This is a genomic window from Devriesea agamarum (assembly GCF_900070355.1).
Lineage (GTDB): Bacteria > Actinomycetota > Actinomycetes > Actinomycetales > Dermabacteraceae > Devriesea > Devriesea agamarum.
Genome location: NZ_LN849456.1, coordinates 211,916 through 237,362 on the forward strand (window position 1 = coordinate 211,916; position 25,447 = coordinate 237,362).

The 25,447-nt window shown below is 60.1% G+C and carries 20 protein-coding genes and 4 tRNA genes; 16 read left to right on the top strand and 8 right to left on the bottom strand.

What is annotated here, in order from left to right; translation table 11 throughout:
- Positions 1-97: 97 nt before the first annotated feature.
- The 3 genes from BN1724_RS00910 to BN1724_RS00920 form a co-directional block, all read right to left on the bottom strand.
- A complete protein-coding gene (locus BN1724_RS00910; RefSeq protein WP_058233862.1) occupies positions 98-814 on the bottom strand; it encodes a DUF3000 domain-containing protein in 717 nt (238 codons plus the stop codon).
- Between the two features lie 76 nt (positions 815-890).
- Positions 891-1,364, bottom strand: a complete 474-nt coding sequence (gene msrB, locus BN1724_RS00915; RefSeq protein WP_058233863.1) for a peptide-methionine (R)-S-oxide reductase MsrB — start codon at positions 1,362-1,364, stop codon at positions 891-893.
- Position 1,365: 1 nt separating this feature from the next.
- Entirely contained in the window at positions 1,366-1,881 is a 516-nt protein-coding gene (locus BN1724_RS00920; protein WP_058233864.1) for a hypothetical protein, read from the bottom strand.
- Positions 1,882-1,953: 72 nt separating this feature from the next.
- Here BN1724_RS00920 and BN1724_RS00925 point away from each other — a divergent pair, with 72 nt between their 5' ends.
- The gene (locus tag BN1724_RS00925; protein WP_058233865.1) at positions 1,954-3,369 is read left to right on the top strand and encodes an alpha/beta hydrolase family protein; all 1,416 of its coding nucleotides are present in this window, start codon (positions 1,954-1,956) and stop codon (positions 3,367-3,369) included.
- 111 nt (positions 3,370-3,480) lie between these two features.
- Here the strand turns inward: BN1724_RS00925 and BN1724_RS00930 are convergent, their stop codons facing one another.
- Positions 3,481-4,248: a dihydrofolate reductase family protein gene (locus tag BN1724_RS00930; protein WP_058233866.1), complete on the bottom strand. Its 768-nt coding sequence runs from the start codon at positions 4,246-4,248 to the stop codon at positions 3,481-3,483.
- A gap of 124 nt (positions 4,249-4,372) precedes the next feature.
- On the opposite strand from BN1724_RS00930, the gene zapE reads away from it, so the two are divergent.
- Positions 4,373-5,404: a cell division protein ZapE gene (zapE, locus tag BN1724_RS00935; protein ID WP_058233867.1), complete on the top strand. Its 1,032-nt coding sequence runs from the start codon at positions 4,373-4,375 to the stop codon at positions 5,402-5,404.
- A gap of 50 nt (positions 5,405-5,454) precedes the next feature.
- On the opposite strand, the gene treZ is transcribed toward zapE, so the two are convergent.
- From treZ to BN1724_RS00955, 4 genes are all read right to left on the bottom strand, one after another.
- A complete protein-coding gene (gene treZ, locus BN1724_RS00940; protein WP_058233868.1) occupies positions 5,455-7,275 on the bottom strand; it encodes a malto-oligosyltrehalose trehalohydrolase in 1,821 nt (606 codons plus the stop codon).
- Positions 7,272-9,866, bottom strand: coding sequence for a malto-oligosyltrehalose synthase (gene treY / locus BN1724_RS00945; protein WP_197671743.1), 2,595 nt, complete (start codon positions 9,864-9,866; stop codon positions 7,272-7,274). Before treY ends, treZ begins: the two co-directional genes overlap by 4 nt.
- Before the next feature lie 45 nt (positions 9,867-9,911).
- On the bottom strand, positions 9,912-12,095 hold the full coding sequence (gene glgX, locus BN1724_RS00950; protein WP_058233869.1) for a glycogen debranching protein GlgX: 2,184 nt from the start codon (positions 12,093-12,095) through the stop codon (positions 9,912-9,914).
- 236 nt (positions 12,096-12,331) lie between these two features.
- Positions 12,332-12,406: transfer RNA gene (locus BN1724_RS00955), tRNA-Val, on the bottom strand.
- A 278-nt stretch (positions 12,407-12,684) separates the two neighbouring features.
- Between BN1724_RS00955 and BN1724_RS00960 the strand changes: the two genes are divergently transcribed.
- The 14 genes from BN1724_RS00960 (at position 12,685) to ruvB (ending at position 25,311) form a co-directional block, all read left to right on the top strand.
- Positions 12,685-12,757, top strand: a tRNA-Gly gene (locus BN1724_RS00960).
- A 29-nt stretch (positions 12,758-12,786) separates the two neighbouring features.
- Positions 12,787-12,857 (top strand) — tRNA-Cys (locus BN1724_RS00965).
- 41 nt (positions 12,858-12,898) lie between these two features.
- A tRNA-Val gene (locus BN1724_RS00970) sits at positions 12,899-12,973 on the top strand.
- A gap of 267 nt (positions 12,974-13,240) precedes the next feature.
- On the top strand, positions 13,241-14,113 hold the full coding sequence (gene ppk2, locus BN1724_RS00975; RefSeq protein WP_058233870.1) for a polyphosphate kinase 2: 873 nt from the start codon (positions 13,241-13,243) through the stop codon (positions 14,111-14,113).
- A 107-nt stretch (positions 14,114-14,220) separates the two neighbouring features.
- The gene (gene thrS / locus BN1724_RS00980; RefSeq protein ID WP_058233871.1) at positions 14,221-16,218 is read left to right on the top strand and encodes a threonine--tRNA ligase; all 1,998 of its coding nucleotides are present in this window, start codon (positions 14,221-14,223) and stop codon (positions 16,216-16,218) included.
- Positions 16,219-16,223: 5 nt separating this feature from the next.
- Positions 16,224-16,808, top strand: a complete 585-nt coding sequence (locus tag BN1724_RS00985; protein ID WP_058235643.1) for an HIT family protein — start codon at positions 16,224-16,226, stop codon at positions 16,806-16,808.
- Entirely contained in the window at positions 16,808-17,455 is a 648-nt protein-coding gene (gene pgsA / locus BN1724_RS00990; RefSeq protein ID WP_058233872.1) for a phosphatidylinositol phosphate synthase, read from the top strand. The genes BN1724_RS00985 and pgsA overlap by 1 nt, the downstream gene beginning before the upstream one ends.
- A gap of 67 nt (positions 17,456-17,522) precedes the next feature.
- Positions 17,523-18,578, top strand: coding sequence for an LpxL/LpxP family acyltransferase (locus BN1724_RS00995; protein WP_157085702.1), 1,056 nt, complete (start codon positions 17,523-17,525; stop codon positions 18,576-18,578).
- A complete protein-coding gene (locus tag BN1724_RS01000) occupies positions 18,575-20,311 on the top strand; it encodes a glycosyltransferase family 4 protein (protein WP_058233874.1) in 1,737 nt (578 codons plus the stop codon). The genes BN1724_RS00995 and BN1724_RS01000 overlap by 4 nt, the downstream gene beginning before the upstream one ends.
- Before the next feature lie 198 nt (positions 20,312-20,509).
- Entirely contained in the window at positions 20,510-21,979 is a 1,470-nt protein-coding gene (locus BN1724_RS01005; RefSeq protein ID WP_058233875.1) for a PrsW family intramembrane metalloprotease, read from the top strand.
- Entirely contained in the window at positions 21,942-22,697 is a 756-nt protein-coding gene (locus BN1724_RS01010; protein ID WP_058233876.1) for a YebC/PmpR family DNA-binding transcriptional regulator, read from the top strand. The genes BN1724_RS01005 and BN1724_RS01010 overlap by 38 nt, the downstream gene beginning before the upstream one ends.
- A 6-nt stretch (positions 22,698-22,703) precedes the next feature.
- Positions 22,704-23,288 carry a crossover junction endodeoxyribonuclease RuvC gene (gene ruvC / locus BN1724_RS01015; RefSeq protein WP_058233877.1) on the top strand — a complete coding sequence of 195 codons (585 nt, stop codon included), beginning with the start codon at positions 22,704-22,706 and terminating at the stop codon, positions 23,286-23,288.
- Between the two features lie 269 nt (positions 23,289-23,557).
- Positions 23,558-24,196: a Holliday junction branch migration protein RuvA gene (ruvA, locus tag BN1724_RS01020; RefSeq protein WP_058233878.1), complete on the top strand. Its 639-nt coding sequence runs from the start codon at positions 23,558-23,560 to the stop codon at positions 24,194-24,196.
- A 77-nt stretch (positions 24,197-24,273) separates the two neighbouring features.
- Positions 24,274-25,311: a Holliday junction branch migration DNA helicase RuvB gene (gene ruvB, locus BN1724_RS01025; protein WP_058235644.1), complete on the top strand. Its 1,038-nt coding sequence runs from the start codon at positions 24,274-24,276 to the stop codon at positions 25,309-25,311.
- Positions 25,312-25,447 lie beyond the last annotated feature (136 nt).

A 25,447-nucleotide genomic window follows, 5' to 3' on the forward strand; every position in this document is an offset into this window, starting at 1 on the left:
CAGTTCCCGTGTTACGGATTCGTGTTCGCCGCGAGGGACGCTCAACGATGTGTGCGGGCTCTGGCGATGGTGCGGGGGGAGTGGGCGCAGGCATAAATCAGCGGGCCTCCCCGTCGGTGTGGGGTGCGCGTGCGCGGTGTGTCGGAGTCAGCGGTTTAATTCCGGGTGGAAGCGGAGGCAGACCCCCTGCGGCGCACAGTAGAGCTGACCACGCCTGGAAGTGAGCGCTCAGATCCGGGGCCTCATAGGTGCGTCGCCTGGAACTGGCATGCGGAGCCGCTTCATTATGGTCAGTGGTTCTGGCTGCCAGGGACGCATCGGATCGTTGATCTGCGTCGGGAACAGGCCTGAGCTCGGGTGTCCACGAGGCCCGCAGCTCAACGTCAACGCTAGCGGGCCTAGAGGCCAGGGAACCGTAGCTTTGAGACACTACGCGGGTGACAGTGCAGCCAAGTTCGTGCGCTACCGCGTTATACAGTTCGAGCGATTCGGTGACCCAGGACCAGGCGACATCTCCCAGCATTGATTCCACGGCGAACTCCGGTTCCAACTGGGCCTGAACCAAGGCTACAAACCGGTGCGTGCCTGCCCAGGTCTCCTGACCGGCTGGGTCGTAGAGAAGGATAAGGCGTCCGCTGGCGACTTGCTCGTGGTGAAAGGTCACCTCTCCTGACACGGCATGGGTATGCGGAGCAAGTTTTGGGGGTGCGGGGATCTCCTGCCAGCTCACCTCGGGTCGAATGGGGGCTGAGGTCATGTGCACGACGCTTGCGTAGAAGCCATCGCGGATCGAGGGAAACTGGCGCACAACCACCTAGCCAGCGTATATGTGTCAGAGCATCGATGGTGGTTGCCGCGCCGTAGCCCGCAGACCTTAGTCGACAGATAGATCACGTCGGCCCAGGTGATCCCGGGTTGAGGGAGTCGTCCGAATGCACCAGACAGATCGAATTGATGCAGAATCGTTCATCGGTGGGGGTCTGATACCCCTCACCGGTGAAGACATGACCCAAGTGGGAGTCGCACCGTGCGCATCGCACTTCGGTACGGCGCATGCCGTGGGAGTTATCCTCACGCAGCACCACGGCATCGTCGCCGGCAGGTGCCCAAAATGCTGGCCAACCGCAGTGAGCCTGGAACTGTTCGTGCGCTGTAAAGAGCACCTGTCCGCACGCTTTACACGCGTAGGTTCCCGCAGCGCGGGGAGAGACATATGTGCCGGTGAACGGATGCTCGGTGCCGCCTTGGCGCAACACGGAGTAGGCCTTAGGTCCTAGTCGCTTTAACCAGCCAAGTTCCGAGGTCGGTACATCGCCGGGTTGAGATTCTGTCTCAATGCCGGGGGTGTCCTTGGCGCAGGTCATGTCAGGATGTCCCGATGCGGTCTTCACCCGGGTACAGGTGCAGCACTGTCGCCTGAAGGTGGTCTTCTACCTGGTGGGCCCAGTCCTGTTGGAAGGTTTCTTCAAGAAGCTGTGGTTCAGAAAAGACCACGACAGTCTGAGTTTCGCACCCGTCTTCGAGGAGGCGGCGCACAAGCGGCAGAGGATTGCCTGCTGCGATGTCACCACTGACCTCGCAGCCCACGCAGCGAAAAGCTTTGGTGACCGAGGCGAGGATGGTCTCGGCCGGGATGTTCGCTGGACGTGAGCGCAGCCGCTGGATCACAGCATCCCAGGCTGCCTGGAAATCGAGCAATCCAAGATCGTCGATCACTTCAGCAATTAGGGACCGACCGGTATCTGCCGGCACCACCACGCTGACGTGCGGGGTGGAATCGTCGTGATCCTCACCAGTGCCATGGCCAAGGTAGTGGAGGGCGCGCATCGCGTCCTTGGGTTCGAGGACGGTCTCGGACAGGACGACGAACGTGTTGCTCATGCGAGGATCCTACGCCTGCCCGGACCTCGGCACAGGTCCAGTGTGCACGAGTGTGATGCCTACGATTGAGGCATGGTCGAACCCCGTCGGCATCCGCATGGAAATTCGCGTCCGTCTTGGAGCTGGTACCGCTATGGCCGCGGCCTGACCCGGGTGGGGAAAGGGCTAACCACCGCAGCGATGATTGCGGGAGGTAGCGCCGTGGCCACCTCTGCTCTTTTTGCCGCAGGTGCCCGATTAATAGCGCGCGCCCCCATCGTCCCAGTGCGAAGACTGCGACCTGATACCACGGTGGTGGAGGTTAGCGCGGATCACGTGGTGCTCGCGGTAGCTGAGCACACGACGGCTCCTGGTCTTGCGGGAATTCTCCAGGGTGAAAGTGGCGGTGCGTCGGAGGTGTGTTGGAAGCTCGGTCCGCCGCTGCGACCGGCAGGCAGGCGGACTGTTGTGCGTCCCATCTTGGCTCGTGATGCGGGGCAACTGCGACTGGGCCCGGCGCGGTGGAATGGGTTTGTGTACGAGGGTGACCCCACGTCGGCACTCGGTTTGCCGTTTGAGGAGGTGGAGGTGCAATCCCCGGTTGGCGTGATGCCAGCGTGGCAGGTTCTGTCACCGGCCTGTTTATCGTCTGTGTCATCGCCCTCAACGCCCGGGTCAGCCCACGACGTACCTGACTGCACCGGAGGCCAAGCTGCCGAGGATTGGGTGATCCTGGTACACGGACACGGCTCACGGCGCCAAGAGGCTTTGCGTGCCCTTCCTCTGCTTCATGCGCTGGGCTTGCAGTGTTTGGTGGTCACCTATCGAAATGATCGGGAGGCTGCACCGTCGCGCGACCGCCTGTACCATCTTGGCGCCAAAGAATGGGAAGACATTGAGGCGGCGTGTCAGTATGCGCTGGACCAGGGCGCCCGCAGGCTCGTGATTGTCGGCTGGTCTATGGGCGGCGGAATTGCGCTCAGGCTGGCGGAAAAAAGCGCTGTTCGCGACCGTATCGCAGGGTTGGTTCTGGACGGTCCGGCGGTGGATTGGCAAGACATCCTCTCCTATCACGCTGGAGCGATGCACGCGCCCGGGCCTCTCCAGGCTGCGGCCATGTGGATGCTGACCTCGCCCATAGGTTCTCGGGCGGTGGCCTTACGTGAACCTATTGCGCTGGCGGAGATGACGCGTGACTATCATGCCGATCACCTCGTTCACCCGACTCTGCTGATCCATTCTTTGGACGATACGTATGTGCCGCCGGGGCCGAGCCGAGATCTCGCCGGTCGGCGCCCAGATTTGGTGCGCTTTGTTCCGTTTGATGGCGCCTTACATACCCGGGAATGGAATGTCGATCCGGTTCGGTGGGAACGCGAAGTCGCCGGATTTATGACCCGGGTGCTGGGCTTATCTTCGGAGGTTGAAGAGCGTGCGCTCACACGCCCGGCGGGGCCACTTGGACCACTGTGGTTTGCACACGATGTACGCCCCGGCCCATCGGCTTGAGTCCTTAAACCTGATCGGCTCCGGAGGTTTGGCGTTCATTGCTAGTGTGACCAGCTCCATCGGTGTGAGCTGAATGCCGCATGCCATGGCATCCGCCAGGATTACCTGGTGTCACCGGTTCTCATCGGCTTTGCCTGCACCGGAGCACTGGTAGCGCGCAATGCTTGCTTCGGCTCCGACGATGAGGGAAGTCAACTCCCACGATGCGGAGTGATGCTCTCCGGTCATCAACCGAGACCCGCTTCCGCTGACTGTGCGGTGTGTTGTGGTGAGGCACAGTTCATCGAGCACCTGTGCTGCCGCTAGCCGTCCGAGTAAACTCGGCCCACCCTCGCATTGAATGCCTCGGTAGCCCCGATCAATTAAGGCCCGAATGGCTTGCTGGGGAGTATCTGCGGCGAGGACCTGCTCTGCCGGTGCGCCGGTGCGGTGACGGACAGCTGAAACCTCAGCGGATGGGACGATCAGATAGGTCGGCCAATCCCAGCCCAGGGATGGAGGAAGGTCCCCGGTCCGGGTCATGATGGCCAGAGCAGGTAGCTCGCTGCCCGTTGGGCGCCAGGAGAGTTCGCGCACGGCTCGTCGACCGGTGGGGCGGCGATAGTCTTCGACGCGTACCGTATGTGCCCCGACTAGCAGAACATCGCAGAGCGCGCGTAGCACGCCGAACACGAATGAGTCTTCGGCGCAGTGAATTGATCCGCTGGTTCCGTCCTCACCCGCGACAGCTCCGTCGAGAGTCGCGTTCATCATCGCCCGCACCCGAACTTGGTCGACCGGGAACCGGTACAACTCAGCTAGTTGCCGGGCGCCGTGGTCATCGCGAGAGATAGATACCGCGGGTTCGAGGACTTGCCGGTCGCGTACGAGAAGGTGCATGCGGGTAAGGGTATCGGGTCCGTAAGACAGACGAGGCGTCCTGGATGACTCGTGGGGTTCATCGAGGTCAGGGAATGTCCGCTGAATGTCCGATGGTGACGGCGCCAGATCGTAGACTGACGCGGTGACCGATGCTTTAACCGCTCGCCATCCCGCCCCCTCGCTCGACCGTCTGGTCGCTGATTTGGTGCCGCCACCGCGATTCGCACAAGCTCGGCTCGGCACGTATCAGCCCGATCCGGCCTATCCCTCACAGGCTGAGGCAAAGGATCGTATCCAGCTATTTGCGGATGAGCTTGTGCGTCGCAGCGCCCCACGTACCGGGCTGCGAGGTCTGTTTGGTGGCCGACGTCCGGCCACTGCTCACGGTATATATCTGGACGGTGGGTTCGGGGTCGGGAAAACGCATCTGCTGACGTCTTTGTTTCACATTGCGCCGGGCCGTCCCGTCTACGGCACCTTTGTGGAATACACGAATCTGGCGGGGGCACTTGGTTTTACCAAAGCGGTGGAACTGCTGTCGGGGGCGTCAGTGGTCTGCATTGATGAATTTGAACTGGATGACCCGGGTGACACCCTGATGATGACTCGCATGATCAGGGAGTTGTCTGATCGTGGGGTCGCCATTGTCGCCACCTCTAATACCTTGCCCGATGCTCTAGGCGAGGGACGGTTCGCTGCGCAGGATTTCCTGCGTGAAATCCAAGCAATGGCGGAGAGATTCGATGTGCTGCGGATCGACGGCGAAGATTACCGGCGCCGCGAGGTCGACATGACTGTGCTCGAACTGGACGATGAGCAGGTGCGCCAGCACGCGAACCGCACACCTGGAGCAAGCCTCGATAGTTTCGACGAATTATTGGCCCACCTGGCCACGGTGCATCCATCGCGGTACGGGGCGCTGGTGGACGACATTGCGTGCGCTCACCTCACGGGGGTGCATGCGGTGTCGGATCATCACGCTGCGCTACGGCTCGTGGTGTTGGTGGACCGCCTGTATGACCGGGAAATCCCGGTGCTTGCGTCGGGTACGGAGACCGACACCCTATTTACCGATGACCTCCTGCGCAGCGGGTACCGGAAAAAGTATTTCCGGGCCCTTTCTCGGCTGACCTCATTGACCCGAGACGGGGCGGCAGTTTTGGCGCGTGAATAGCTAGTGTCGCGACGGCATGGAGGTTGAGGTCTTAGTAGCTGCAGGTCGGTTTATATCGCCGCATCGGCCTTACGACGTGGCGTATCCCCGCGGATAATCGCGACCGACGGCGCCTCTAAACGCAGGTGCTGTGCGGATAGTGTGGGCGGGGACGCCGGGGTGAAGGTTGCGAGCACCTCTAGAGCGTCGCCCGCCGCAGGCTCCATCTCAAACTCGCACGAAGAGCCAGCCGGGCCTAGCGCGCACAGCAGCGTGATCCCACCCCGGCGAACTACTAATCCGTGCTCACCCATGGTCTGCACCGATATTGACTGCAATAACGGATCGCGCAACTCAGGTTCGCGACGCCGCAACGCGATGAGGGTGCGGTACCAATCCAACATCCGGGCATGCCCCGCTTCATCCCGTTGTGACCAGTTCAATGATGAGGCGTGGAACGTCGAGGCCAGTTGGGGGTCCGGCACGGCATCGTCCCAACCCATAGCGGAAAATTCCTGCGTCCGCCCCTGGGACACTAGCGGTCCCAGGTCGGCGTCGTGATCGGAAAAGAAACAAAACGGAGAACTACAGGCCCACTCCTCGCCCATAAAAAGCATCGGGGTGAAGGGCGAACAGAGAATCAGCGCAGCTCCGATGGCATGTAGCCCGGGCGATATCCCGTGGTGGATGCGATCACCTGCGGCGCGATTGCCGACCTGGTCATGGTTTTGCAGCGAGACCACAAAACTGTGACCGTCATAGTCGCTACTCGTGGGATCGACGGGTTCACCCCAGGTGCGACCGCGGAAGGTGGAGAAATTCCCGTCATGAATAAAGACACGCGTGAGCGCCTTAGCGAGGGTCGTCAGGGAACCGAAATCGCAGTAGTACCCCTGGCGTTCGCCGGTTAAGACGGCATGAACAGCATGGTGAACATCGTCGGCCCATTGGGCGTCCATGCCCAGGCCTCCGCCGGCGGTCGGGGTGATGGTCCGAGGCTGATTCTGATCCGATTCCGCGATCAGAGTCAGGGGCCTACCGAGGTCCTGCTCCCAGGTGGCGACGGTATCGGACAGCTCAGCCAAGATATGCCGGGAGGAGTCGTCGCGCAGCTCATGTACCGCGTCCAGCCGCAGACCGTCGCAACGAAAATCGATCAGCCATTGCCGTGCATTAGCGATGAGAAATGCCCGCACTTCGTGACAGCCGTCGTCATCGAGATTGATGGCCCGACCCCATGGTGTCTCGTGTTTATCGGTGAGATACGGGCCGAACTTGCCGAGGTAATTTCCAGCAGGCCCTAAGTGGTTGTACACCACGTCCAGTACGACCGCGAGTCCATGCCTGTGGCAGGCGTCAACGAAGCGTGCGAATCCTGTGGGGCCGCCGTAGGGGGCGTAAGCGGAAAAGAGATCGACGCCGTCATAACCCCAGCCGCGCTGTCCCGGAAACGACGCGATAGGCATGACTTCCACCGCGTCAATCCCCAAATCCACCAGGTAGGGCAGCTGGTCTATGGCCGCATCAAACGTTCCCTCGGGGGTGAAGGTCCCAATATGTAGTTCGTACAGAACTGCTCCGCGCAGATCTTTGCCCATCCAATCGGCGGTCCAGGTGAACGTCCCCGGATCAACGACTTCGCTCAGGCCGTGAACGCCATCGGGCTGGGCGAGGGAGCGAGGATCTGGCAGTGGCCGGTCTGTGGAGTCGGGTGAGGAATCGAGCAGGAAACCGTACCGGTCTCCGGGACGAGCTGGCCGCTCACGCCACCGGTACCAACCGCCCTCCTCAGCTGCCATCGGGTACTTGCATCCGTTGACCTGAATGGTGCACGCGCTCGCCGACGGCGCCCACACCTCGAACAAACTGTACTGGCGCGGTGTCGCCCTCATGACGGTTCCCCATCCGCAGGGATCTCCCGACAGGCAGGTGCGTTATCGGTGGCCCGATCCGCATCGGTCAGAATTTTAGGATCACGCACCAAGAGCGCAACCGGTGATGCGTCCAGAACCCGGGAGATTGGCACACTGCCCCCGGTGATCGACCGGCCGGACAGGGCGTCAAACCAGTCTCCCTCCGGCAAGACAATCCGATGCTCGCCCCAGCCTCCGCGGTGGGCCAGTCCCATGGGCAACCGTGTGACGACACTGATGACCTGCGAGGATGGTCGTGTGCTGAGGTTCGAGCAGGTTCGGGCGAAAGCGAATGCATGTCCGCTGGTGGTGGCGATAGGGGTATACCCGGCTGCCTCGGACATGAATGCGTCAGGAAGGGCGCGGCGAACCCCCAGCGCACGATGAACCAGCCACAGTTTTTCATCCGCCAGTGACTCCGGCCCCGCTCCTTCCCGCATGCGACGCAAACGTTCGGCATGACGATTGTGGTCGACGCTGCGGCGGTTATCGGGATCCACCAGGGAGAAATCTAGCCACTCCTGTCCCTGGTAGACATCTGGAATCCCCGGAGCGGTGAGCTGCACGAGTTTCTGGCCAAGAACAACCGCTCGGGTTGCGGGAAGAGTGCGTTGTGTCCACTCCCGCAGCAGTTCATGGACTCGCGTTGATGACAACGCGGTCCGAGCCAACGTCATCACCTGGTGTTCGTAGTTTTGGTCAGGGTCGGTCCAGCAGGTATGCAGCTTGGCCTCACGCACTGCTTTTTCCACGTAGCCGATGAGCCGTTCCTCGGAAATCCGAGGAATAAGCTCATGCCCGCTGTGATCCGGATATGCCCACGTGCCTGCGAGGGTCTGCCACAGCAGGGCGCGGGTGGCTCCATCCACAGCGCTGGACTCTTCAGCTGTTGCATCGTTGAGCTCATGCACCAGAAAGGCCCATTCATGGGGCAATTCGGTCAGGGCCGCTAGCCGGGCGCGGACATCTTCGCTGCGCTTGGTGTCGTGGGTGGACAGAGTCGTCATAGTGTGCGGCCAGGTGCGGATCGTCCGCTGGAAATGCTCGTGCACATCATCGGGGTCAACCCCGACCACGGCGGGATCGGCGCCGACTTCGCACACCGGCAGGAACCGGTGATAGCGATAGAACGCGGTGTCTTCCACGGCCTTTGCCCGCACCGGACCGCAGGTCTGTGCGAAACGGACCATGAATTCTGTGCGCTGCGGCGCATCCGTGCGCCCCGCACTTCCCGCTTCATCCCCGCAGGCCAAAGCCAAAATGAGGTCCAGGGTGTCGTGTTCATCCGGGTCCAGGGTGGCGGCGGCGCGTTCAGCAGCGGCGGTGAGCACCTCCCGTTCGTGCCCGGGCACCGGTTCACCCGCGACGGTGTACGCCCGGTAGCGGTCCATTGCGCACAGTAAGGCGGTAATCGCTCGCGCAAGGTGACGCCGAGTGTGGTCGCGCAACCGGATGTCGTCTTGGCATATTTCGCATGCGATAGACGTCAGTCGATCCACCTCGGCGAATAGGCTGGTGGTGACAATTTCCTTTTTCGCCTGGGTGATGACATCCGCGATCCCTAGGCGCTGGCCTGACATGCTTTCCCACCATCGGGTCAGCGGTTCTGTTCCTCGCGGATCGTGAAACAGCCCAGTGATCCGCCATGCCGCGTCGTATCCGGTGGTGCCCGAGCACGCGAAGTCATGCGGAAGAGTTTCGGAGCCCTCTAAAATCTTTTCGATCACCACCCATGCGCCGTCGGTGGCGCGCTCAAGATCGCGCAGGTATTGGCGAGGATTTGCTAATCCGTCGGGGTGGTCAATGCGCAGGCCGTCAATGGTGCCGTCGTGCAGGAGCCGGCGCAGCGTCGCATGGGTGGCTTCAAACACCTCGGGCACTTCGACTCGAATCGCGGCCAAGGTGTCGACATCGAAAAAGCGTCGATAGTTGAGTTCGTCGTCGGCCACTTTCCAATAAGCCAGCCGGTACCACTGGCGGTCGAGAAGATCAGTCAGGGGTAGAGAGCGCGTACCGGCTGCCACGGGAAAGACGTGATCGGCATAGCGCACCACGTCTTCAACCCGCTCCCCAGATATCGGATCAGGGATGCTAATGGACTCCACTGAGATATCGCCGCGGCCTAGAACGGTCCCGATTTTGTCGCCGAGTACCGGCATGAGCAACGGTGGTCCTGATTCCACGTCGATGTCGAACCAGTTGGCGTACCTGGACGTGGGGCCATCGCGCAGCAGAGACCACAGAGCGTGGTTGTGCCACAGCGGAGATGGAATCGCCATGTGGTTGGGCACCACATCCGCGATCAGACCCATACCGTGAGCGTGGGCGATATCCGCGAGTTCACGCAGACCTTCTTCACCGCCCGCTTCCTGTGAGATCCGTTGATGATCTACGACGTCATAACCGTGGGTTGAGCCAGGGGCCGCCTGCAAAATGGGCGCCAGATATAGGTGGGTGATGCCGAGCTCGTGGAGGTATGGCACCAGGCCTGCGGCGTCGTGGAAGGTGAAGGCGCCGTGAATTTGCAGACGGTAGGTGCTAGTCGGGACGATGCTCGAGGACCGTATCACCGGAACTCACCTCATAGGTTCAGGGCTGGAAAGAGAGGTTAACTGTTAAGCCGTGGCAGCGGGGGAGGGAAGCTGAGAGGCAATAGAGCTGGTCACGGAATCCTCTTCGCCGGTGCTTCCACGGTGAGAGCGCCCCAGCCACAGCACGCTGTGGGCGGGCCGAACCAGCGTGCTGCCTGCCTGAATCTGCTCTCCAACGGTATGCGTTGCCGCGGTGCCGAGGACCACGGTCCATTCCTCCCCGAACTCGGCCGGGGGCATGGTGAACTCCACATCTCCGCCTGAGGCGTTGAATAGGAACAGTGCACAGTCATCAAAAACGCGCTCGCCGCGTTCATTGGGTTCTGGAATGCATGAACCGTTGAGGAAGACGGTGACGCACTTGGAATCGGCGTTCGTCCAGTCGGTTTCTTCCATTGCTCGTCCGTCGGTGGAGAACCAGGCGACATCGGGAAGGTCGGAGCCGGAGCCAGGGCGAACCTGTCCGAGCAAAAAGCGACGGCGGCGCAAAATGGGGTGGGTGCGCCGAAGCCGGATCATGTCTCGGGTGAAGTCGAGAATTTCGCGCGCGGTGGCGTCGAGATCCCAATTCACCCAGGAGATTTCGTTGTCTTGGCAGTACGCGTTGTTATTACCTGATTGTGAGCGAGCAATTTCGTCGCCGTGGAGCAGCATGGGAACTCCTTGCGACGCCAGGAGAGTCATCAGGAAATTCTTGTGTCGACGCAGGCGCAGTTCATTAATGGACTCATTATCCGTAGGGCCTTCTGCGCCGCTGTTCCAGGAACGGTTGTGGCTTTCGCCGTCAGCTCCGTCTTCGCCGTTCGCTTCGTTGTGCCGGTCGTTATAGGAGACCAGGTCGTGCAGGGTGAACCCGTCGTGTGCAGTCACGAAATTAATGGAAGCGACCGGGGTGCGCCCGGTGTGCTGATAAAGGTCCGACGAACCGCTGATCCGGTTGGCGAAATCTGCCAGAGCGCCGGGCTCGCTGCGATGGAAATCCCTCACGGTGTCGCGGTATTTGCCGTTCCATTCGCACCACAGAGGCGGGAATCCGCCCACTTGGTAGCCACCTTCTCCGAGATCCCAGGGTTCTGCGATCAGTTTGACCTGAGAAATAATCGGGTCTTGCTGGATAATGTCGAAAAAGGCGGAGAGGCGATCAACTTCGTGTAGCTCGCGCGCCAGCGTAGAGGCGAGGTCGAAACGGAAACCATCGACGTGCATTTCCGTCACCCAATAGCGCAGCGAATCCATGATCAGCTGCAACACGTGCGGGGTCCGCATGAGCAGGGAGTTGCCGGTGCCGGTGGTGTCGTAATAGTGGGCGCGGTCATCCTCAACCAGTCGGTAATAGGCGGCGTTGTCGATGCCACGGAAACATAGGGTTGGTCCGAGATGGTTTCCCTCGGCAGTGTGGTTGTAGACCACGTCGAGAATGACTTCGATCCCCGCCTCGTGAAGGTTCTTCACCATTTGCTTGAACTCTTGCACCTGTTGGCCTGTTTGGCCGCCGTAGGCGTATTCATTGTGCGGGGCGAAGAAACCGATGGTGTTGTATCCCCAGTAATTTCGCAGCCCCTTCTTAAGCAGGTGGCCGTCTTGAACGAACTGGTGAACGGGCATGAGTTCGACAGCGGTGATGCCCAGGTTTTTGAGGTATTCGATCATCACCGGATGACCCATGGCCACATAGGTGCCGCGGATGTCTTCTGGGATGTCGGGATGGCGCATCGTTAAGCCTTTGACGTGCGCTTCGTAGATGATGGAGTCGTGGTATTCGTGGGCCGGGGGATGATCGTTTCCCCAGTCGAAATACGGTGAGACGACAACAGACAGCATTGTGTGTGCGGCGGAGTCTTCCTCGTGGCGCTGTGTGTGGTCTTCAAAGTCGTAGGAGAACAGCGACGGGTGGTCAGATGCCATCCCTACGATTGCTTTCGCGTAAGGGTCTAGCAATAGCTTTGAGGGGTCGCAGCGGTGTCCGGCAGACGGGTCGTACGGGCCGTGCACCCGGAATCCGTAGCGCTGACCCGGTTGGACGGATGGCAGGTAGACGTGCCACACGTAGGCGTCGACTTCGGTGATTTCAATTCTCTGCTCAGAGCCGTCTTCGGCGATCAGGCACAGGTCAACGCGGTCTGCGATTTCCGAGAAGAGGGCAAAATTTGTTCCGCTCCCGTCGAAGGTTGCACCGAGGGGATAAGAGTGTCCGGGCCAGATCTGCATGGCCTCAGCGTAACGACCCTGCGCTGGAAGAGGGCGGTTCGGTGGTATCAGCGCTGGTTAGGGCGCTGTGGCGAGGTGCGCGGTGAGGCTCCAACCATCTGCCGTAGAAACAGAGCGATACCGCGAGGTGTCAATGGTGGACGCTGGATTGAGGTACATGCCAAAACAGAACTAGGCCCAAAACAGAACTAGATGCCAGATGAGAACCACGTCGTGCCGCTCTGGATAAGTCTGTGTGGTGGGCGATACTGGGATCGAACCAGTGACCTCTTCCGTGTGAAGGAAGCGCGCTACCGCTGCGCCAATCGCCCGTAGGTGCCCGACAAGGTTACAACACCTGAGAGGTGCTGCGAACCGTTCTGGGCACTTGACGGCTAATTGTGGGCTAGGTCATGGGTTGCGGCTAGGCTTTGGGTGCTGCGACCGCGTCTCGGCGGGTTGATTGTGGCCTCAATGTTTGCTGTGCCACACAGGGGTCTTTCGATTTGCAGGGCGTGCAGGGCTCGGGTAATGTCTACTGACGCAAGCCACCGAGGAAATCGGTTCGACTGAAGAAGTCGGGTGAAAATCTCGGTAAGGTAAGCAATATGCGGACGTGGCTCAGTTGGTAGAGCATCACCTTGCCAAGGTGAGGGTCGCGGGTTCGAGTCCCGTCGTCCGCTCTGAGAGGAAGCGCAAGCTTGTCTCACACGGTGGGTTGGCCGAGAGGCGAGGCAACGGCCTGCAAAGCCGTGTACACGGGTTCGAATCCCGTACCCACCTCGCAAACCTGGAAGCAAGCGTGTGACCGGGTGCAACATCCCGGGCGATTGGCGCAGCGGTAGCGCGCTTCCCTGACACGGAAGAGGTCACTGGTTCGATCCCAGTATCGCCCACCATGAAAACCCCTGCACTGTACTGGTGTGGGGGTTTGTTGTATATGCCAATGATGATCGCACCTCACGACTGAGTCGATGCCGCCACTGCAGGCAGCCTTCGCGCAATTTCGTTGATCGATGCCATCGATACCTTGATCGCTGTCAATGCCTCGATCGGCGGGTGTCTGCGTCCCCTTTTGGCATCCTTGTGCGTCCGTATACCCATAGGCGATGTACCTATATGCGATTTTAGGACCCGCGAGCGCCGCGGCGACCTAGCATGTGCATATGTCCAGTCATGACAATGAACTCAAGATCGGTAGACCGGCAAAACTCGACAAAGTGCGCTACGAGAAAGAACTCGAACGCCTCCAAGCCGAACTGGTCGCAATGCAGCAGTGGGTGATCGAAAAAGGTGAACGCATCTGCCTGATTTTCGAGGGACGTGATGCCGCAGGCAAGGGGTCCGCGATCAAGCGCATCACCCAGTATCTGAACCCACGCCACTGCCGGATCGTTGCGTTGCCCGCCCCAACCGAGCGGGAAACAACCCAGTGGTATTTCCAGCGGTACGTTCAACATTTGCCCGCAGCGGGGGAGATCGTGATCTTCGATCGCTCCTGGTATAACCGCGCCGGGGTCGAACGCGTCATGGGATTTTGCACCGATGCCCAGTACCACCGCTTCTTGCGACAGGCTCCAGACTTTGAACGGATGCTGGTCGAAGACGGTATCCGGGTTCTGAAGTACTGGTTCTCGGTGTCCGATGAGGAACAGGAAGCGCGCTTTCGCTCACGGGCGCAGGACCCTATGCGACGCTGGAAACTCTCACCCATGGACGTACAGTCCATCAGCAGATGGGAAGACTATTCGCGAGCTAAGGATGCAATGTTCGCGGCGACGGACACCCCGTGGGCCCGGTGGTATACGGTCGAGAGCGAAGACAAGAAACGCTCTCGGATCAACGTGATCCATGACATCCTCACCCGGATTCCGTGGACCTGGGTTGAGCAGCCCAGCATTGATATTCCGCCGCGCCCCGCAGAAAAGGGATATGAACGGCCTGATCGCGACGACTACATTTACGTCGACGATGTGGCATCCGCCCTCGAGAAAACTCGAGGGAAGGCTCACGGGGGTGCGAAGAAAAGCAAAGGCTAGCTGAGCGGGTGGCGGTGGGGGCGAATTCAGTGTCGGTTCCCCCGGTTACCATGGTGACCAGAACCGGCACGGTAGGTCGGTTCACCCCAACGCACAAGGAGATCACAGTGCCCGCGCTGAACATTACCCTCGATGGACGTTTGCACCAGATCGAGGAGGGCACCACCGGTACGGACCTTTTCACCGGGCGTAAAGAAATCGTGGCGCTACGGATTGATGGTGAACTTCGCGATCTCGACACGCAGCTGGCGGACGGTCAGGTCGTTGACAGCGTTGCTATCACCAGTGACGACGGTCTGAGCATTCTTCGGCATTCAGCCGCCCACGTGTTGGCCCAGGCTGTTCAGCAGATCAACCCCGATGCCAAACTCGGTATCGGCCCGCCCATCACCGATGGTTTCTATTACGACTTTGATGTTGAGAAGCCGTTTACGCCTGATGATCTCAAAGTCCTGGAAAAAGCGATGGCCAGGATCATTCGGGAGGGGCAGAGCTTTGCGCGGCGTGAGGTTACCGATGAGCAGGCGCGTGAGGAAGAACGCGATGAGCCCTACAAGCTGGAGCTAATCGGGCTGAAGTCCTCGGCGTCGGATGCCGATGGTGCCAGCGTCGAGGTCGGCGAGGGTGGCCTGACCATGTATGACAATGTGCGCCGCGGCGGCGAGGTGGTGTGGACCGATTTGTGTCGGGGACCGCACCTGCCGTCGACGAAGCTGATCGGCAACGGGTTTGCTCTGACTCGCTCTGCTGCGGCTTATTGGCGTGGCAGCGAAAAAAACCCGATGCTGCAGCGCATTTACGGCACGGCGTGGGCGAGTAAAGACGATTTGAAGGCTTATCAGCAGCGCATTGCTGAAGCTGAACGGCGTGACCATCGGCGGCTCGGCAATGAGTTGGATCTGTTCTCATTCCCCGACGAAATCGGTTCCGGTCTGTCGGTTTTCCATCCCAAGGGTGCGATGATCCGGATGGAGATGGAGAACTACTCCCGTAAACGGCATGTCGAGTCGGGCTACTCCTTCGTGTATACGCCTCATATCACCAAGGGGCAGCTGTTTGAGACCTCCGGGCATCTGGATTGGTATCGCGATGGAATGTATCCGCCCATGCAGATGGATGAAGAACGCGATGCCGACGGCAACGTCACGAAGCAGGGGCAGGATTACTACCTCAAGCCCATGAACTGCCCGATGCACAATCTGGTGTTCCGCTCGCGCAGCCGTTCTTACCGTGAGTTGCCGCTGCGGCTGTTTGAATTCGGTGCGGTTTACCGCAACGAAAAGTCTGGGGTGGTGCACGGTTTGACCAGGGCGCGCGGCTTCACCCAGGACGACGCCCATATTTATTGCACGCGCGACCAGATGCGCGATGAGCTCTCGACTCTGCTCACCTTTGTGCTCGACCTGCTTAAGGACTACGGGCTGGACGACTTCTACCTCGAATTGTCGACCAAGAATCCGGAAAAGTTCATCGGCGACGACGACGTGTGGGAGGAAGCGACCCGCACACTGGAAGAGGTCGCAACGGCTTCCGGGCTAGATCTTGTGCCCGATCCGGGCGGTGCGGCCTTCTACGGTCCGAAGATCTCCGTGCAGGCCAAAGATGCGATTGGTCGGACCTGGCAGATGTCCACCATTCAGTTGGATTTCAACCTGCCCGAACGGTTCGACTTGGAGTACACCGCAGCGGACGGGACCCGTCAGCGTCCGGTTATGATCCATCGTGCCCTGTTCGGTTCGATTGAACGGTTCTTCGGCGTGCTGGTTGAGCACTATGCTGGCGCGTTCCCGGTCTGGCTGGCGCCGGTGCAGGTGGTCGGAATTCCCGTGGCCGCTGAATATGTGCCCTACCTCGAACAGGTTGCGCAGAAGCTGCGAGCGCGAGGCGTTCGGGTTGAGGTCGATGCTTCCGATGACCGGATGCAAAAGAAGATCCGCACCCACACCAAGGACAAGGTGCCTTACCTTTTGATTGCCGGAGGGGAAGACCGCGATAAGGGAGCGGTGTCCTTCCGTATGCGCGATGGAAGCCAGGACAACGGCATCCCGGTGGACGAGGCAGTTGAACGCATCGTCCATGCGATCCAAACCAGGGCGCAAGTGTGAACACGCTGGCGCAGGACGAACAACCGGGAGACGATGCCGCAGGAGGCGAACCCCAGTGGGACGATGCGGCATCGCACCCCGGCGAACCCGACGGGTTTGAACGGCTCTGGACTCCCCACCGGATGGCTTACATCCAAGGGGAGTCCAAGCCTGCCGATGCACAACCCGGCGATCAGTGCCCGTTTTGCAGGGCACCGGGAAAGAGCGACGAGGACGCACTCATCGTGCACCGCGGAAATGTAGCGTTTGTTCTGCTCAACCTGTTTCCCTATAACTCAGGGCACCTTTTGGTGTGTCCGTATCGGCACGTGGCTGACTACACGGACTTAACCGAGGAAGAAACCGCCGAAGTTGCGGATCTGACCCGCACCTCCATGCGGGTGGTACGCGCCGTCTCCAACCCCGCTGGTTTTAACATCGGCATGAACCAAGGGGCGGTCGCGGGAGCGGGAATTGCTGCGCATCTGCACCAGCACGTGGTACCGCGCTGGCTCGGTGATGCGAACTTCCTACCCATCGTGGCGCGCACTAAAGCGCTTCCGATTCTGCTGTCTGACACACGCGACGCGTTTGCGAAGGCGTGGGGTTAATGCTCGGTGCTCGTAAGCCACGTGAGGTTATTAGCCATGCATTTGGCCCGGTTGCACGAACACTAGCCCGGCTCGGGGTGGGGCCAGATGCGATGACCTGGGTCGGTACAATTCTCACGGTGAGCGCGGCACTAGGCCTGCTGATCCCCGGTTACTTTGTGGTGGGTCCTTTGGTTGTGGCTGCGTGTGCGTTGATCGACAGCATTGATGGTCTAATCGCTCGTTTAACGGGGACGAGTAGTTCGTGGGGAGCTTTTCTCGATTCCACGCTGGATCGTATCGGAGATGCGGCGGTCTTTGGTTCTCTCTGCCTGCACTTCCTCGTGCTAGCTGAGCCTTCTGGGCTGGTTGAGGTCGCCATTGGCGTACTCGCCTTAATCGCCCTGGTGGCCGGTATGGTCACGAGCTATGCCAAAGCCCGGGCACAATCCCTCGGCTTTACCTGCGAAGGTGGGTTGATGGAACGGGCGGATCGCCTGGCCGTGGTTCTGCTCGGCACCTGGCTGACCGGACTGTTCGGCGCGTGGTGGGGGGCTTGGCCTCTTCTGGTGGCGCTGATTGTGCTGGTTGCGGCGTCGGCCTGGACGGTTGCACAGCGCATTGCGATCGTCGCGCGGCAGCGGCATTCTGCGACGGACGCTTTGTGAAGTGCAGGTTCCCGGTCGAGAGCGCGTGAGCTGGCGAGATACGATCCGGCGGCGACGGGACCGCAGCGTGAGCGGTAGCTGTGCGCTAGATAAAAACCAGCTGGCAGCTTTAGGGATGCGCGCGGCCTGGCGCATCGCGCCGCACCTGCCTGAACCCGTGGTCTATGCGCTATCCCATCGGGCCGCAGATCTCATGCCATTGCTCACGCCGGATAAAGTGCGAACTTATCGCGCTAATCTCCAGGCGGCATGGCCCAATGCTCATGAAGGAATGATTGTGCGCTGGGTTCGGGACGGCTTGCGCGCTCATATGCGGTATTACGCGGATCTTTTCCGCCTGGATGCCTGGACCCCGGCAGAGTTTCGAGACCGCGTTCGCACGCGCGGTATTGCCGTATGTCATCGTGCGCTCGCCGAGCAAAAACCGGTGATCTTTGCACTCGGACACGTGGGGAACTGGGATGTTGCCGCGGCATGGGCAGGACATTTTCTAACCCCGGTGAGTGCCGTCGCCGAACGCTTATCGCCCCCGGAGCTATTCGATGCCTTTGTCAGACACCGGGCTCGGCACGGAGTGCACATCGTCGGTCTTGATCACGGGTTTCGGATTGTCCGTTTACTTGTGGGAGAACCCGGGCGAATACGGGCCGTGTGTTTACTGTTTGACCGTGATCTCACAGGAGATGGCATAGAGACCCCGTATATGGGTGGGTACACCCGGATGGCGCCTGGGCCAGCCGCCCTTACGATTGCCGCGGGTGCGGCATTGGTGTTTGCGGGTATTTCGAGCTTCAGTGCCCCCTACGCCACAAAAACTCTGAGCGGACGCTACCGGTTACGTCGTCGCTGGTGTGCTCTGATTGAATTCGCTGAGGTCGATGAGCGCATTGACGGTGATAGCTGTGATCACAATGGAGGCAAATCTAATTCTGAGCGCCGTGATGAGTGTGGCAATGATGCCGGCTCGGAGAGTCGGGGCCGTGTACCTCGCACTCGGGTGCAGGCTCTGACCAGGGAACTTGCTCGGCGCGCGGAACGGCATGTGAGGACCCACCCCACAGATTGGCATCTTCTGGTTCCGGTCCACGATGCCCGGCTGGCAGAGCGGATGACTACACGGTGAGTCACACTGGTTCTCGTGCGCTGCGAGTTGGTCTCGTGTGCCCGTATTCCCTCGATGTCCCCGGCGGTGTGCAACGCCATGTTCTCGATCTCGCCGAGCACCTGCGTGCACGAGGCCACGTTCCCAATGTGCTCGCGCCTGCGACCAAGCCTGTCGATCAGGAGCTCGTGACCTCCGCAGGGCGGGCGGTGGGCGTGCCGTTTAATGGATCGATTGCGCGCATCAACTTCGGCCCCAGGACCCGACGGTTAGCACGACAATGGCTGGAGGCGGGCAAGTTTGACATCGTCCACGTGCACGAGCCCTCCACTCCGAGCCTGTCCTTGATCGCGCTGCAGGACAGTACGGCGCCGGTCATCGCCACGTTCCACACGGCCTTACGCGACTCCCGCCTGCTACGCGGCACGTACAGTTTGTTAGGCGGAACGTATCGTCGCCTTGCTGCGGGTATCGCTGTGTCTGCTGAGAGTCGTCGCACGGTGGTGGAGCACCTGGGAGGTGATCCAATTGTGGTGCCAAATGGTGTGTCGATTCCCCAGGTGCAGGTCAGTGTCGATGGAAAACCACGGCAACTTAGTCGTAGTCGATCCGAGTGGCAGGGTACACCCGACCGTCCAACCATTGCTGTTTTAGGCAGAATGGATGAGCCGCGTAAAGGATTGAACGTTTTGCTCACTGCGCTACCAGCTCTTCGACATCTGGTACCTGGCGTTCGGGTTTTGGTGGCTGGTGAGGGCCACGAGAAGTTCCAGCGCCGGCACCGCCGCGAGTTTGCGGGCACGGTGGAGGTGTTAGGCCGTCTGAATGAACCAGATAAATACGCCTTGCTTTCCTCGGTCGATCTGCTGGTCGCTCCGCATACCGGTGGCGAGAGTTTCGGAATTGTGATCGTAGAAGCTCTAGCGCACGGCGCCCGCGTGGTGGCGAGTGCCTTGGACGCTTTTGTCGATGTGCTGGGGGAGCACACAGACAGCGTGATGGTGCCGGTTGGGGATGCGCAGGCGCTTGCTTTAGCGGTGGCCAGTGCCCTGCGTGAAGAGCATGCCCGCTCTGCCGAGGAGAGATCTGCGGCGCGAGAGGCTAGGCGACAAGCAGCTGAGGCGTACCGGTGGGATGCAGTAACGGATTGCGTTGAGAGCGTGTACCACCTCGTTGTGGAGTCGGCGTGGTACCCGCCTGGCTTGTGGGGGCAGTTCACACAAGCTGTGGTGAAAAGGGCCGAGATTATCGGCGCATGGGCTCGGCAGATAGCGACCAAAGAGATTCTGGTTCCCACAACGCCAAGCGATGAGGACAGACTGCTGGCCGTTATACGCCGCGCCGAATTATCTGCTCGCCTGGCGTGGCCCATCCCGACGGGGATATCGCCTATAAGCTCTGTAGGAAGGGCCGAGTCGAATCTGCTGGCCGCAAGATGCCAGTCCATGCAAGCCGAGCAGTTGCGGCACCGTGAGGACCTAGAGAGTGCCTTGAGCTCGGACCTACGCTGGTTGGTAGAACACACTGACAGCGAGGAAGAAATATTTCGCCGGGCTCGGCGCGCAGCGTGGGATGTTCACGTTCTCAGGCGCATGGTCAATCACTCGCTTTTGACATGTGCGCAGGGTACGCCACGGGTTGGGGTAGGAACTGGGCGTTGTTTGAGCGGGTCTCGAGAATGGGGCGGGATGCCATTCACCGTAAACTTTGATGACTTCATCGATCGCCGCGACGGCTGGCGCGCTTACCGGTGATCATGATCGAGTGCTGACGGGCACTTTGGCATCTATAAGGAACCGTATCGGACATCGCCGGATTAGAATCCTGGAGCCCGCTATGCCGTAGATGGTTGTTACGATGCCAACGTCTCATGTCATAAACCGGGCCTCTCACTATCACGCTCAACTGCGCGAAGGACTGAGAGGAGGTGCCGCTGCGAAAGGGGTGATCGCATGGTCACACCGACGAATACTCGATACGACTATACCTACGGTCGTCCAGGCGAGACCACAGCTCGTCGGCCTGAGGTTGAGAAGAATTCTGAGGAACCCTCTAAGCGCACTGTTATTTTTCGTATAGCCCAAAAAATCTCGAAAGCGAACCCATCCTCTGTCCTTGTGCGATGGATACTTTCTCTGGGATTTTTTATATTCGCTTGGATCGTCACGGTGCTCCAGCTTGCGTCCGAGGCAGGATTAGGGGTCGCAATGGCAGCGGCTGCTGCAGCCGCGTTTCCCTTCGCCTTTGTGCTACTCGTAATATACTGGATAGATTATTTGATTCCGGTACCTAATGCCTCGAAGTTTTTCGCTCTTAGCTGGGGTCTGAGCTGTCCCATGCTGATAATCGCCTTTATGGTCGTGACGGGACTGGACGCCAAAATGAGGCCCGTGGCAGGAAGTTTAGGTCTTTCGTCATCCTATTCGGTTTTACAAGCACCGATTCAAGAGGAAATTTTCAAGGCTGCCGGATTAGTTATACCTTTACTGTTAGGGCGCAAGTTCATTAGCGGAGCCAGGGTTGGCCTTATTTGTGGAGCCTTGATAGGGGTGGGCTTTTCTTACAGCGAAGACGTTGTGTATTTCGTGAAACCCCTGGTGGCTGCGCAGGCGACAGGTGATGCTGCCGATTTTTGGGAAGTGTTTGTGGCACGTAGTCTCACCCCCTTTGGTCACTCGGTATATACGGGGATAACCGGTCTTGCATTAGGTTTGGCGGGGGCGCGGCGCTCTATTCCTTTATGTCTATGCTGGGGGCTTGGGGGATTAAGTGTGGCGGTGGCGCTCCATGCACAATGGAATGGTTCCACTTATGTACCAGTGTTGATTGCTAAAAATTTACATAGCGGGACCGGCTTTGCCTCCGTCTGGCTTATCTTAATGATAACCTCTAAAATTTTACTGATGGGTGGGATAGTCATTTGGGTCCGGTGGCGAGAGCGGACCATTATTGACCGATATCTTTCCCACTATGGGAGAGCTGGATGGTTTAGCCCCGATGAGGTTTCTATGCTTAGGTCCCATCGTGCACGATCTCGAGCGAGGCGGGTAGCTGCTGAGCGCGGGGGAATCGTAGCGAAGCTGGCAATGCGTGACTTTCAATATGCTGCCGTGGCGCTTGCCGATCACCGTAAAAGACTTGTCGAAGAGTTGCCGCTCACCCCGCAGCGAAAATCTATGAAGAAAATCGAGCGAGACCTTCTTCATCAGATCACCTGTGCCCGCCGCTTACTCAGTGCGGTGATTTTGCCTGTTGTGGACGTTTCGGAGAGAGGCCGGGGGCGGGCACATTACAATGGTGAGGCGTGTCCGCCCGCTCCCGGGCGTGACCCGGGACCCGGACGTAGGGCCGATCCCGTATCTGAGCCACCAATCGAGGAGACACATGTCGGGTCACTCCAAGTGGGCGACGACCAAGCATAAAAAAGCTGCGATCGACGCCAAACGCGGCAAGCTATTCGCCAAGCTCATTAAGAACATCGAGGTTGCGGCAAGGACGGGTGGACCGGATCCGGCAGGGAACCCCACCCTGTTTGACGCCATCCAAAAAGCCAAGAAAATGTCGGTGCCTAACGACAATATCGACCGTGCTGTCAAACGTGGCGGCGGTTTAGACGGTGGCGGCGTCGACTATCAAACCCTGATGTACGAAGGCTATGCTCCCGGTGGCGTCGCGGTCCTCGTCGAATGCCTCACCGACAACAAAAATCGTGCAGTCAGTGAAGTGCGAGTAGCGTTTTCCCGCAACGGCGGCTCCATGGCCGAATCTGGCTCGGTGTCCTACCTCTTCCACCGCAAGGGCGTGGTCACACTTCCAAAGGAAGGGCGCAGCGAAGACGACCTGCTTGAAGTCGTGCTCGATGCCGGCGCCGAAGAGATCAGCGATGAAGGCGACACCTTCGAGATTCTTTCTGAGCCGACCGACGTGGTTGCGGTTCGCACCTCGCTGACGGACGCGGGAATTGACTATGACGCAGCTGAGGTTCAGTTCGTTCCGTCGATGAAAGTCGAGGTCGATCTGGACGGTGCTCGAAAAGTCCTGCGTTTGCTGGAGGCGTTGGAAGACAGCGACGACGTGCAGAACGTGTACTCCAACCTCGACATCCCAGAGGACGTTGCTGCCCAGCTCGGCGAGGACTGACCTCGGATGCGGGTGCTCGGAATTGATCCGGGTCTTACCCGGTGCGGTTTCGGTGTCATAGACGCTGGAACCGGGCGGAGCGCCCGTCTCGTCGACGTCGGAGTTGTGCGGTCGCCATCGACCGATTCCATCGATCAGCGGTTGCTCGTGGTTTCTCGGGGACTCACCGAGATTATTGAGCGGTACGCCCCGGATGCGGTCGCGGTGGAGCGGGTGTTTTCCCGCGGCGAAGTCTCCACGATTATGGGCACGGCCCAGGTTTCTGGCATCGCCCTTTTGCTCGCGGCCGAACGCGGTATTCCGGTGGCTATGCACACCCCCAGTGAGGTGAAACTGGCCGTGACCGGTGATGGCCGCGCGGGGAAAGCCCAGGTGCAGACGGCGCTCGTGCGCCTGCTTGGGCTCCCCGCTGCGCCGAAACCTGCCGATGCGGCGGATGCATTAGCTATCGCGCTGACTCATCTGTGGCGCGGTCCGGGCCCAGTCCGCAAGGACCGGTCCGGCGCTGCCCGCACCTCGGCTCAAGCGCAGTGGGCCGAGGCGGAGCGGAAAGCTCGTCGAGCAAAAACGGCGGGCACTTCTGTGTGGTGATGCTCGTCTGCCCGGCCCTGCCCTGCGCTGGCCTGCCTTGCGCGGTGACGATGGTCTTCGGACGGGCATGAGCGGCCTATTCGTACACATGTTCTATGCTTGTGAGAGGTGCCGGGCGCGCCTGTCGCGTTTGTGATATTGCCGCATTGTTATGTCGTACTTACTGCTGGCTTACTGCCGGACGGGTCGCATTGCTGTGTGGACTCATCGCTGTAGGTGGCGTTGACACCCTTGCTCTGCCCGACTCGCTCTGACACCAAGGAGACCTTGTGATCTCAACTCTGACCGGAACGGTGACGTCAATCGGGCTCGACAATCTCGTACTCGATATCGGAGGCGTCGGTTTCTCGGTGAGAACCACCCCGGGCACACTCGCGTCGGCACGCCATGGAAATACGCTCACCCTGCACACTGAACTGGTAGTCCGGGAGGACTCGTTAACCCTTTTTGGATTTGCCACCCCGGACGAGGTCGATGTTTTTCGTACGGTGCAGTCCGTATCCGGTATTGGCCCTCGAATCGCGTTGGCAGCGCTGGCGGTGCTCGGCCCCGATGGGATACGCAGGGCTGTGGCCACGGAGGACGTCAAAGCTATTAGCCGTACGCCCGGGATCGGGCCGAAGGTAGCCAGCCGCATGATCCTGGAACTGCGCGGAAAACTTCCGGTTCTCAGTGACCCCGAGGAATCCGTAGAGGCGTCCGCCAATGTCGACGCAGCAGCCGACGCCAACCAGGGTCGGATCGATGATGTGGTTCTGGCTTTGGTGGGACTCGGATGGCCGGATGCGGCGGCATCCAAAGCAGTTGACAAGGCGAGGGCAAAGCTTCGCGACATTGATCCGTCAGCAAAGCCCAGTAATGCCACGGTGTTGCGCGAGTCCTTGCGTGAACTCGGGGGCCGGCGATGATGACCCAGCTGGACCCGGACCGTGAGGAACAGCCAGACAATCCGCGTTTGATGCAGGGCCGGGATGATGCGGCTGATATGGCAGGTTCCCCTGCGGAGCGTGTCGTAGGAGAAAATGCGGGAGCCCTAGAGCGGTCTGCCGAAGCAGCGCTGCGCCCGCGCCGGCTCACAGAATTCGTTGGCCAACAGACTGTTCGCGACCAGCTATCCCTTGTTCTCAACGCGGCTCGGGCGCGAGGGAGGGCTCCCGAGCATGTGCTGCTGTCTGGCCCGCCAGGACTGGGGAAAACAACGCTGGCCATGATCATCGCGGCTGAGCTTGGCAGTGCGCTGCGCATTACCTCGGGGCCCGCTGTTCAGCATGCAGGAGATCTCGCGGCGATCCTTTCCTCCCTGGAAGAGGGGGAAATTCTCTTCATTGACGAAATTCATCGGCTCGCCCGGCCCGTTGAAGAAATGCTGTACATGGCAATGGAGGATTTCCGCGTGGACGTAGTGGTAGGCAAAGGAGTCGGTGCCACCGCCATCCCCCTGGAATTGCCACCTTTTACCGCGGTCGGGGCGACGACGCGTGCGGGATTATTGCCGGCGCCGCTGCGTGACCGGTTTGGATTCACTGCTCACCTTGACTACTACGCGCCGCAGGAGCTGTGCCGGGTCCTGCATCGTTCTGCGCAGCAGCTCGATATTGAGATGACTGCGGACGCTGCTGTGGAAATTGCGGGGCGGTGCCGGGGAACCCCTCGTATTGCCAATCGTTTGATCCGGCGGGTACGTGACTACGCCCAGGTGCACGGCGATGGGGTCATCGACCTTCCCGCGGCGCAGGCGGCCTTAGCTCTCTACGAGGTCGATGCCAAAGGTTTGGACCGGCTGGACCGCGCGGTGTTGACGGCTCTGTGCACCCGTTTCGGGGGCGGCCCCGTGGGATTGTCGACGCTTGCGGTCGCCGTCGGTGAAGAAACAGAGACCGTGGAGACTGTTGTCGAACCATTCCTGGTGCGGGAAGGTCTGCTCGGGCGAACCCCACGGGGACGCATCGCAACCCCCTTAAGTTGGGAGCATCTGGGCCTGGAAGCGAACACAATGCCATCCGCGGGTGGACGCTTCGGATGAGCTCCCTGTAAAGAGACCATAATCGTGGGCGAGGACCTGTCAGCACCCCGTATCTCGTCACCTCGCCATCTCGATCACCATTTCAGGACATGGGCGCGGTAAGTCGTCATGATGATCTCATCGGATCACATTGTTG

Coding starts and splice junctions, on each gene's coding strand:
- BN1724_RS01005 (WP_058233875.1), top strand. CDS start 20,510: ATGGTCACACCGACGAATACTCGATACGACTATACCTACGGTCGTCCA.
- BN1724_RS00920 (WP_058233864.1), bottom strand. CDS start 1,881: ATGAGCAACACGTTCGTCGTCCTGTCCGAGACCGTCCTCGAACCCAAG.
- pgsA (WP_058233872.1), top strand. CDS start 16,808: ATGCTCGGTGCTCGTAAGCCACGTGAGGTTATTAGCCATGCATTTGGC.
- BN1724_RS01010 (WP_058233876.1), top strand. CDS start 21,942: ATGTCGGGTCACTCCAAGTGGGCGACGACCAAGCATAAAAAAGCTGCG.
- BN1724_RS00925 (WP_058233865.1), top strand. CDS start 1,954: ATGGTCGAACCCCGTCGGCATCCGCATGGAAATTCGCGTCCGTCTTGG.
- ruvC (WP_058233877.1), top strand. CDS start 22,704: ATGCGGGTGCTCGGAATTGATCCGGGTCTTACCCGGTGCGGTTTCGGT.
- glgX (WP_058233869.1), bottom strand. CDS start 12,095: ATGCAGATCTGGCCCGGACACTCTTATCCCCTCGGTGCAACCTTCGAC.
- ruvB (WP_058235644.1), top strand. CDS start 24,274: ATGGCAGGTTCCCCTGCGGAGCGTGTCGTAGGAGAAAATGCGGGAGCC.
- treZ (WP_058233868.1), bottom strand. CDS start 7,275: ATGAGGGCGACACCGCGCCAGTACAGTTTGTTCGAGGTGTGGGCGCCG.
- ppk2 (WP_058233870.1), top strand. CDS start 13,241: ATGTCCAGTCATGACAATGAACTCAAGATCGGTAGACCGGCAAAACTC.
- BN1724_RS00930 (WP_058233866.1), bottom strand. CDS start 4,248: ATGCACCTTCTCGTACGCGACCGGCAAGTCCTCGAACCCGCGGTATCT.
- msrB (WP_058233863.1), bottom strand. CDS start 1,364: ATGACCTGCGCCAAGGACACCCCCGGCATTGAGACAGAATCTCAACCC.